At 74.7% G+C, this 9,855-nt stretch carries 6 protein-coding genes; 5 read left to right on the plus strand and 1 reads right to left on the minus strand.

The features are described 5' to 3' along the window. Positions 1-42: 42 nt before the first annotated feature. The gene (locus tag ACZ4U1_RS07960) at positions 43-1,329 is read left to right on the plus strand and encodes a vanadium-dependent haloperoxidase (protein ID WP_467900962.1); all 1,287 of its coding nucleotides are present in this window, start codon (positions 43-45) and stop codon (positions 1,327-1,329) included. A gap of 114 nt (positions 1,330-1,443) precedes the next feature. Here the strand turns inward: ACZ4U1_RS07960 and ACZ4U1_RS07965 are convergent, their stop codons facing one another. Continuing rightward, positions 1,444-2,088 (minus strand): hypothetical protein, encoded by a 645-nt coding sequence (locus ACZ4U1_RS07965; protein WP_467900965.1) that lies wholly within the window; start codon positions 2,086-2,088, stop codon positions 1,444-1,446. Between the two features lie 231 nt (positions 2,089-2,319). Between ACZ4U1_RS07965 and ACZ4U1_RS07970 the strand changes: the two genes are divergently transcribed. From ACZ4U1_RS07970 to ACZ4U1_RS07985, 4 genes are all read left to right on the plus strand, one after another. After that, entirely contained in the window at positions 2,320-2,919 is a 600-nt protein-coding gene (locus tag ACZ4U1_RS07970; protein ID WP_467900967.1) for a DUF3159 domain-containing protein, read from the plus strand. 37 nt (positions 2,920-2,956) lie between these two features. Further along, the gene (locus ACZ4U1_RS07975) at positions 2,957-4,036 is read left to right on the plus strand and encodes a hypothetical protein (protein ID WP_467900969.1); all 1,080 of its coding nucleotides are present in this window, start codon (positions 2,957-2,959) and stop codon (positions 4,034-4,036) included. 48 nt (positions 4,037-4,084) lie between these two features. After that, entirely contained in the window at positions 4,085-4,870 is a 786-nt protein-coding gene (locus ACZ4U1_RS07980; RefSeq protein ID WP_467900973.1) for a TIGR03936 family radical SAM-associated protein, read from the plus strand. Positions 4,871-5,133: 263 nt separating this feature from the next. Beyond that, positions 5,134-9,747, plus strand: a complete 4,614-nt coding sequence (locus tag ACZ4U1_RS07985; RefSeq protein WP_467900976.1) for an Rne/Rng family ribonuclease — start codon at positions 5,134-5,136, stop codon at positions 9,745-9,747. The last annotated feature ends 108 nt before the right edge of the window (positions 9,748-9,855 follow it).

Raw genomic sequence — 9,855 nt, forward strand, 5'->3', positions numbered from 1 at the left:
CGTGTCCGGGGAATCGCCTGCGCCGTCGCGGCCGTCGGTCTCGTGACGCTCACCGCGGCGACGAGTCCCCCCGACGGGGACACCCGGACCGCCGCGGACCCGGCAGCCGTGGTCCGTGAGTGGAACGCCATCGCCACCGACACGATCAAGACCAGCCTCGGCCCGCGTCCCTCCGGGCAGGCGGCGATCTGGGAGGGGTTCGTCTCGGTCGCCGTGTACAACGCCGTGGTCGGCATCGAAGGCGGTTACGACCTGTACGAATGGCACAGGCGCGGTCCGGCCGGGGCGTCCTCCGCGGCGGCCGCCGCCACCGCGGCGCACGACGTGCTGCGCACCTACTTCCCCGCCTTCGAGGAGCGGCTCGACACCGCCTACGCGGACTCGCTCGCCGCTCTTCCGGCCGGTCGCGCCAGAGACCAGGGCGTCGACTACGGAAAGCGCGCTGCCGCCCGCATCATCGAACTGCGGAAAGGGGACGGCAGGTTCGCGGACGTTCCGTTCACCGCTTCCCCGGCACCGGGGGTCTGGCGGCCCACCCCGCCCGCGTTCCAGCCCTTCCTCGACACCTGGCTCGCCAGGCTCCGCCCGCTGCTGCTCACCTCCCCGCGGCAGTTCCGGCCCGACGGACCACCCGCCCTCTCCTCGACCGCTTACGCCGAGGACGTCCAGGAGCTGAAGGCCATGGGCGCGAAGACCGGCTCGGGCAGGAGCGCGCGGCAGACCGAGACCGCCCTGTTCTTCAGCGGCAACCTGGTCGCACAGGTCCAGACTGCCGTACGGGACCACGCCGCCCGGCACCGGCTCGGTATCGCCGAGACGGCCCGGCTGTTCGCGGCGGTGAACGCGTCGGCGACCGACGCCGTCGTCACCGCGTGGGACGCCAAGCTCCACTACGGCTCCTGGCGGCCGATCACCGCCATCCGGCTCGCCGACACAGACGGCAACCCCGCGACGACGGCGGACCCGGCGTGGGAGCCGCTGCTGCTCACCCCGCCCCACCCGGACCACATCGCCGGCCACACGACCGTCGCCGCTGCCGTGGCGCGCGCCCTGACCGGTGTCCTCGGTACCTCGCGCATCGACCTCTACGTCCCCTCCGAGGTCACGGGCACCACGCGGTTCTACGGGTCCGCCGCCGACCTCAACCGGGATGTCGTCGACGCCCGTGTGTGGGGCGGCGTCCACTCCCGCACGGCGGACGTGACCGGCTGCCGGGCCGGCACCCGCGTGGCCGCCTGGGCGCTGGACCACTACTTCCAGCCGTCCCCGCCGAAGCGGACGGCTCGGCGGGACAGGCCCGAGGGCGGGCCGAACGGCTGCACAGGCTGAGGCCGCCCTTGGCTGCCGGCGCGGCGGAGCGGACCGTTTGCATGGGCGAAAGGGGTGTCCGGAGGCCGTTCGTGACCTGCCGGGCACCCCTTGGACGGGTTCGGGTGGCCGGTGCTACGGGACGATGGTCCCGCCGTTCACGGCGCCGGGCGCGGGCTGTCTGTTCACCAGGATCCAGGGGTTGTTGTCGCAGTTCAGAGTGCGGTTGCTGGTGACGACCTGACAGGTGGTCTCGTACACGGCGCCGGTGGTGGTGATGACGTCGATCCGGACGTCGCCTTCCGCCTGGTTGCCCTGGCTGTGCTGGGCGATGGCGATACCGCACGCGTTCTGCGGGTACTGCGGATGAGTGCTGAGGTCGGTCCACAGGAAAGGACCGGGAATCGCCGTCGTGAGATCGCGGATACCGGCGTACGCCCTGGCCGGATCGGAGCCGGTCAGCGCGGCCCGCAGTTCGAAGTTGTTGCTGTCCTGGCTGGCGTCGATATCGGCGCACGCACCGGCGCCGCCTCCCGCGCCGTCGCACGGGTCGTGGTCACCGCCGGATGGGCCGGTGTTCGGTTTCTGACCGGGGCGGGGATCGCAGTCGCCGCCCCGCGTGACGGCCGGCTCCCGGTCGGCGGCGGCGCGGCCCGCCGCCGCGGCCGGCGTGGCCACCGAGGCCGCCAGTACCAGGGTGAGGGAGGTCAGCATCCCTGCCTGCTTGAACCGTGCCCGGGCCACCGGCCCGAGGTGCGGGGCCCTGTACTCAGGACTCATGCAGTGCTCCTTGACTCGAAGCGGTCCGGGCGGGGGCCCGGACGGGGGTCCGGGGGGCTCCCGGACTCCAGAGCGAGCGTGACGTGGTCACGCGGGGCAGGCCGAGTCGTACGAGCCGAATGGGGGCTTTTATCCTCATATCAGAGCAATCACTGCCGTCTGATGGGGCACTTTTTACCCACGGCCACCCGTTCGCACCAACTCGCGCCGCACCCGACGGGAGGGACTCCCATGGCTCAGCAGACGGCGACGAAGGCCCCCGCGAAGAAGCCGGCCCGTACCGGCGGTGTCTTTCTGTCGTTCGCACCGTGGATCGTCTTCGGAGTGGTCGCGAGTCCCAGCACCTGGGAGTACGCGGCGCTCGCCGCCCTCGTCGCCTCGATCGTGCTGTCGGGACAGGACCTGCTGCACGGCAGGCTCCGCGTCCTAGACATGACCGGCATCGTGTTCTTCGCCGTGCTCTCCGTCCTCGCACTGGCCCTGGACCGCGGGCAGCTGGCCTGGCTCGAAACGTATGCCCAGGTCATCTCCAACGGGCTGGTGGCCGTCGTGGCGCTCGGCTCGCTGCTCATCGACCCCTTCACCGCCCAGTACGCGCGCGAGCAGACACCCCGTGAGGTCTGGGACTCGCCCGTCTTCCGGCACATCAACACCGTGCTCACGGCCCTGTGGGGCGTGGCCTTCGCGCTGATGACGCTCTCGACCTGGCTGGCCGTCCGCTACCCGTCCCAGGACGACTGGTTCAACTGGGTCGTCCCCATCGCCCTGCTGGTCGCGGCCGTGAAGTTCACCGAGCGGTATCCGGAGGCGTACAAAGCGCGTGCCGCCTAGCGGGATCCGAACGGCCGGTCCCGGCGTCTCTGCCTGTATGGACCTGCAGAAACCGCCGCCTCCGCCGCAACAGCCCGAAGGGTGCCTCGTCGTCGCCGTCCGCCTCCCGGTGCGGATCGTCGTCCTGGTGCTCGTCGTGCCGGTGCGGATGGTGTGGGACGCGCTCGTCGTCACCGGGCGGCTGCTGCGGGACATCGTCTTCCGGCCACTGGGGCGGGCGCTGCTCTGGCTCGGCCGGGCCGTGTTCGTGTGGCCGTTCGTGGGCCTGTGGCGGTACGTCCTGGTCCCCGTCGGCATGGTGCTCGGCCGGCTCGGCCACGTCCTCCTCGTCGTACCGGCCGTGTGGTTCTACCGGTACGTCCTCACTCCCGTCGGGCACGGTCTCGCGTGGGTGTACGCGCGTGTGCTCACCCCGGTCGGGCACGCGCTGATCTGGCTGCTGAAGGGCGTCGGCGCGGTGCTGGCCGCCCTCGGGGCCGGGATCTACACGGCCGTCGCCTGGCTGGCGCGGTATCTCCTCGTCGTGCCCGCGCGGTGGCTGTACACCTGGGTCCTCGCGCCCGTCGGCCGGGCCGTCGCCTGGTGCGCGCGGGGAGTCGGGTGGCTGCTCGGGATGCTCGTCACCGGTATCGGACTGGCCCTGTACTGGACCGCCCGCGTCCTGTTCGTGCTGCCCGCGCTGGCGCTGTGGCGCTGGGTGCTCGCGCCCGTCGGCCGGTTCCTCGCGTTTCTCGCACGCGAGGTGGGGGAGGCCCTCGGGCACGCCTGGCGGGTCGCCGGGCGGATCTCCCGGGCAGTCGGACGGGCCCTCGGGACCCTCTTCCGGTGGATCTTCGTGGAGCCCGTGCGCTGGGTGTACCGGACCGTCCTCACCCCGGTCGGACACGTCGTCCGGGACGTCGTCCTGCGGCCCGTCGCCGCGGGCGCACGCGCGGTGGGCCGGGTCATGCGAGAGGCGCTGGCCTCGGCCCGCGACACCGTGCGGCAGGCCCGCGCGGACGTGCGCCGCATGCTGTTCGGAGAGCCCCGGCGGCCGGCCGAGGTGGACCGGCGGGAACTCGCGGGCCGTGACACACGTACTCTTGGTAGGAGTACGACCGCTCTCACGAAGGACTGAACGACACTGGGCAAGCGACAGCCCGAGGGCCCGCCGCCCGCACCCGCGGTGCAGCGCATCCGACTGCGCTACACCAAGCGCGGCCGCCTGAGGTTCACCAGCCACCGAGACTTCCAGCGCGCCTTCGAGCGGGCGCTGCGCCGTGCCGAGGTGCCCATGGCGTACTCGGCCGGGTTCACGCCGCACCCGAAGGTGTCGTACGCCAATGCCGCACCCACCGGCACGGGCAGTGAGGCGGAGTACCTGGAGATCGCGCTCACCGAGGCGCGCGATCCCGAGACCCTGCGTGTCCTCCTCGACGAGTCGCTGCCCGCCGGGCTCGACATCATCGAGGCGGTCGAGGCGCGGACCTCGGGTCTCGCCGACCGGCTGACGGCCTCCGTCTGGGAGCTGCGGCTGGACGGCGTCGACCCGGCCGACGCCGAGCGCGCGGTCGAGGCCTTCACCAAGGCCGACGCCGTCGAGGTGCAGCGGATGACCAAGAACGGTGTTCGCACCTTCGACGCCCGTCCGGCCGTGGTGAGCCTGGAAGCGACAGCAACACACAGTGCGCAGGCTGATAGGCCGAGCGACCAGCCCTGTGCGATACTGCGGCTGGTTGTTCGGCACGTGACGCCTGCCGTACGACCCGACGACGTCCTGTCCGGTCTCCGCGCCGTGGCCGACCTGGCGCCGCCGGTCCCCGCAGCGGTGACCAGGCTGGCGCAGGGGCTGTTCGATGAAGAGACCGGCACGGTGACCGACCCGCTCGCGCCCGACCGCGAGGCTGCCGGGGCCCTGACGGCCCAGCCGGCCGCCGCCGCGACGGCGCCGACGCCGGAAGGTCCCGCGTAGGGACGGACGTCGTAAGCGCCGCCCTCGTACTCGGGAGCCACCTGGGTCGGGCAGCGCACCGACCAGAAGACTTTCGCCAGGCCGTACCGACAAGGCGTACGGAACCGGCGAGACAGGACACAGAGTGCTCCCGTGCGGCGCCCGCGCCCCGGACGGCGGCCATCGCGCATCGCGCGGGCCGCGGACGTCAACGGCGGACGGTCCCCTGAGACCGACGCCGGACCAGGCGCGGCGCCCGGGAGCCTGACGGGAGAAACGCCCGCATGCTCGAACCGACCGAACCCACTCAGGGTTCCGAACCGAACACCCCCAGCGACACCCTGCCGCCGCGCAGGCGTCGCCGTGCCGCCTCCCGCCCGGCGGGCCCGCCCGCCGCGGCCGCGGAGGCGCCCGCGGAGGTCACCGTGCCGGCCATACCGGCCGCTGAGGCCGACGAGGTCGCCGAGGTGACCGAGGACCTCGAGTCCGCTGAGGCTCTCGAGGCGATCGAGAGTGCCGAGGCCGAGGGCGCCGAAGAGGTTGCCGAGGCCGAAGCGCCCGCCGCCGAGGAGGCCGCTCCCGCGGCGCGTCCGCGTCGCCGGGTGGCCCGTCGTGCGTCGGCGCCCGCCGGTTCCCCGGCGTCCGCCGAGGCCGCCGAGACCGTCGTACCGGCCGCGTCCGCCGGCGCCGAGCCGGAGAAGGCCGCCGTTCCCGAGGCCGGCGCGGTCGTCGTCGGCGAGGAGGCCGCGCCGCGCCGCGCCCGGCGCCGCGCCACGCGCAGCGTCTCCGCGCCGACCGCCGCCTCTGCCGAGGCCGGTGTGACTGCCGAGGCTTCCACGTCTGAAGCTCCCGCAGCCGAGGCTCCCGCCGCCGAAGCGCCTGCCGCCGAGGAGGCCGCTCCCGCGGCGCGTCCGCGTCGCCGGGTGGCCCGTCGTGCGTCGGCGCCCGCCGGTTCGCCCGCGTCCGCCGAGGCCGCCGAGACCGTCGTACCGGCCGCCGCGTCCACTGAGCCGGCCGCCGCCGAGGCGCCGGCTGCCGAGGAGCCTGCCGCCGAGGAGGCCGCTCCGGCCGCGCGTCCGCGTCGCCGCGCCACCCGCCGGGCGTCCGCGCCCGCCGGTACCCCGAAGGGCGCCGAGGAGGCTCCGGCCCCCGCCCCGGCTCCGGCCGCTGCCGTCGCCGAGCCCGAGGCCGCTCCGGCTGCCGAGGAGGCCGCGGAGGCTCCCGCCGAGGAGGCCGCTCCCCGCCGTACGCGCCGTCGTGCCACCCGTCGGGCGACCGCGCCCGCCGGTACGCCCGCGGGTGAGGAAGCCGCCGAGGTGAAGGCCGAGGAGACCCCCGCCCCGGCTCCGGCCGCTGCCGTCGCCGAGCCCGAGGCCGCTCCGGCTGCCGAGGAGGCCGCGGAGGCTCCCGCCGAGGAGGCCGCTCCCCGCCGTACGCGCCGTCGTGCCACCCGTCGGGTCACCGCGCCCGCCACCACCCCCGACACCGAGGAAGCCGTAGCAGGCGAGGCCGAAGAGGCCGCGGCGACCGCCCACACCCCGGAGGTCCCCGCGACCACGCACACCACCGAGCCGGCCCCCGCCGCGCAGGCCCCCGCCGCGCAGGCCCCCGCCGCGCAGGCTCCGGCCGCCGCCGAGGCCGGTGCGCCGCGCCGGGCCCGGCGCCGGGTCGTCCGGGCCGCGTCCGGGTTCGCCGCGCCGCAGGGCACCGAGCCCGCCGGGGCCGAGGCCCCGCGCAAGCCCGCCCGCCCCGCCGTCGCCGTCTTCCAGCCGCCGGTCTTCACCGAGCCCAAGTTCCAGACCCCGGAGCGGGCCGCCGCCGAGGCAGCCGCCGAGGCCGCCGAGGTGGAGGAGCCCGAGGAGTACGCGGAGGAGCGCGCCGAGGAGCGTGCCGAGACCGGTGCCCGCCGGCGCCGTCGCCGCCGTGGCGCAGCCGCCGAGGAGACCCGGCCGGTCGAGACCGCCGCCGAGGACGAGGAGGAGGCCGAGGAGGCCCCCGAGTCCGCCGAGGACCTCGCCGAGGGCGAGGAGGGTGACGAGACCGAGGGCGCCGAGGGCTTCGAGGAGGCCGGCTCGCGCCGCCGTCGCCGCCGTGGCGGACGCCGTCGCCGGCGCGGTGACGCGGCCGAGGGCGAGTCCGGCGAGGGTGCGGAGGCCGAGGCCGAGGAACTGGCCGCCGAGCAGGCCGCGCAGGACGCCGAGGACACCGCCGAGCAGGAGGAAGAGGACGCCGAGGAGGCGCGCGGCGAGGAGGGCGGCGGTTCCACCGCAGGCAGCCGGCGCCGTCGCCGTCGTCGTCGCCGGGCCGGTGACACCGCCGCCGACACCGAGCCGTCCGCCGACGACCCGGAGCGCACGGTCGTCAAGGTCCGCGAGCCGCGCAAGGCCAGCGAGCCGTCCGACGAGGTGCAGTCCATCAAGGGCTCGACCCGGCTGGAGGCCAAGAAGCAGCGCCGCCGGGAAGGCCGTGAGCAGGGGCGCCGGCGCGTCCCGATCATCACCGAGGCCGAGTTCCTGGCCCGCCGCGAGGCCGTCGAGCGCGTGATGGTCGTCCGTCAGCACGGCGACCGTACGCAGATCGGCGTCCTGGAGGACGGCGTGCTCGTCGAGCACTACGTCAACAAGGAGCAGTCGACCTCGTACGTCGGCAACGTCTACCTGGGCAAGGTCCAGAACGTGCTGCCGTCGATGGAGGCCGCCTTCATCGACATCGGCAAGGGCCGCAACGCGGTGCTGTACGCCGGTGAGGTGAACTTCGAGGCGCTCGGCATGGCCAACGGGCCGCGCCGTATCGAGTCCGCCCTGAAGTCCGGCCAGTCGGTCCTCGTGCAGGTCACGAAGGACCCGATCGGGCACAAGGGCGCGCGTCTGACCAGCCAGGTCTCCCTGCCGGGCCGTTACCTCGTGTATGTCCCCGAGGGCTCCATGACCGGCATCAGCCGCAAGCTGCCCGACACCGAGCGGGCCCGGCTGAAGACCATCCTCAAGAAGATCGTCCCCGAGGACGCGGGCGTCATCGTGCGCACCGCCGCCGAGGGCGCGAGCGAGGACGAGCTGCGCCGGGACGTCGAGCGGCTGCAGGCGCAGTGGGAGGAGATCCAGAAGAAGGCGAAGAGCGGCAACGCCCCGACGCTGCTGTACGGCGAGCCGGACATGACCGTCCGGGTCGTGCGCGACATCTTCAACGAGGACTTCTCCAAGGTCATCGTCAGCGGTGACGACGCCTGGCAGACGATCCACGGCTACGTCGCGCACGTCGCCCCCGACCTGGCGGGCCGGCTGTCGAGGTGGACGAGCGAGGTCGACGTCTTCGCCACCTACCGGATCGACGAGCAGCTCGCCAAGGCCCTGGACCGCAAGGTCTGGCTGCCCAGCGGCGGTTCGCTGGTGATCGACCGGACCGAGGCGATGGTCGTCATCGACGTCAACACCGGCAAGTTCACCGGCCAGGGCGGCAACCTCGAGGAGACGGTCACCAGGAACAACCTGGAGGCGGCCGAGGAGATCGTGCGCCAGCTGCGGCTGCGCGACCTCGGCGGCATCATCGTGATCGACTTCATCGACATGGTCCTGGAGTCCAACCGCGACCTGGTGCTGCGCCGCCTGCTGGAGTGCCTGGGCCGCGACCGTACGAAGCACCAGGTGGCCGAGGTGACCTCGCTGGGCCTGGTGCAGATGACCCGCAAGCGGGTCGGCCAGGGCCTGCTGGAGTCCTTCTCGGAGACCTGCGTCCACTGCAACGGGCGCGGTGTCATCGTCCACCTGGACCAGGCCACCGCCAACGGTGGCGGCGGCAAGCGCAAGAAGCGCGGCCGGGGTGCCGAGGCGCCGGAGCCCGTGCACGAGCACGTGCACGAGACCGCCGCCGTGGCCGTGGAGACCGGTGAGGCCGTCGAGCCCGAGGTGGAGACCGCCGCGGAGGTGGCCGCCGAGGCCGCCACGCCGGTGGCCCTGCCCGCGCCGGAGTTCGCGCCGGACGAGGAGCTGTACAGCAGCGTCGCCGAGGCGGAGGCGGCGGCCACCCGTGGCCGTACGCGGCGCCGGGCGAGCCGCCGGGCGTCGGCTCCGGCGGGCGCGCCGAAGGCCGAGCGGGCTCCCAGGAAGGCCGAGAAGGCCGCTGAGCAGGTCACGGAGGCCGAGGTTCCGACCGCCCAGGACGTCACCGCCGAGGAGGCGGCCGCGCGTCCGGTGCAGCCGGAGCCGGCCGCGCAGGCGCTGGCCGAGCCCGTCGCCGCCGAGGACCAGGTGGTCCCGGCGCCGCAGGCCGAGGCTCCCGCTGCCGAGGAGGCCGCGCCCAAGGGCCGTACGCGCCGTCGGGCGACCCGGAAGGTGTCGGCTCCGGCCGGTTCTCCCGAGGGTGCCGAGGCGGCCGTGGTGACGGTGCCGGAGGCCGCGCCCGCGGCCGAGGCGCCTGCGGAGCAGCCCGCTGCGGTCGCCGAGGCCCCGGCTGAGGCCCCGGCTGAGGCCCCGGCCGAGAAGCCGGCGGAGGCCGAGGCTGCCGCCGCTCCGGCCCGCCCGCGCCGCCGTGCGGTGCGCAAGGCCACCGCGCCGACCGCGTCCGAGGAGGCGGCCGTCGTGGTCGTCCCCTCGGCCCCGGCGGCGGAGGAGGCTCCGGCCGCTGAGGCTCCCGTGGCGCAGGCCCCGGCCGCCGAGGCTCCGGCGGGCGAGGTGACGGCTGAGGAGGTGGCCGAGGTGACGGCTCCCGCCAAGAAGGCGGCCCGCAAGACCGCCGCCAAGAAGACCGCGGCCAAGAAGACGGCCGCCAAGAAGACCGCGGCCAAGAAGACGGCCGCCAAGAAGACGACGGCCAAGAAGGCGGCCAAGACCGCCAAGACGGCCGCCGCGAAGTCGACGGCGAAGAAGACCACCACGGTCTCCACCGCCGGCGACGAGGGCTGACGCCCGCGGTGGGGGGGGGGGGGGGGGGGGGGGGGGGGGCGGCGGGGGGGGGGGGGGGGGGGGGGGGGTGGGGGGAGGGGGGGGGGGGGGGGGGGGGGGGGGTAGACC

It is taken from the genome of Streptomyces sp. NPDC028928 (assembly GCF_055564915.1).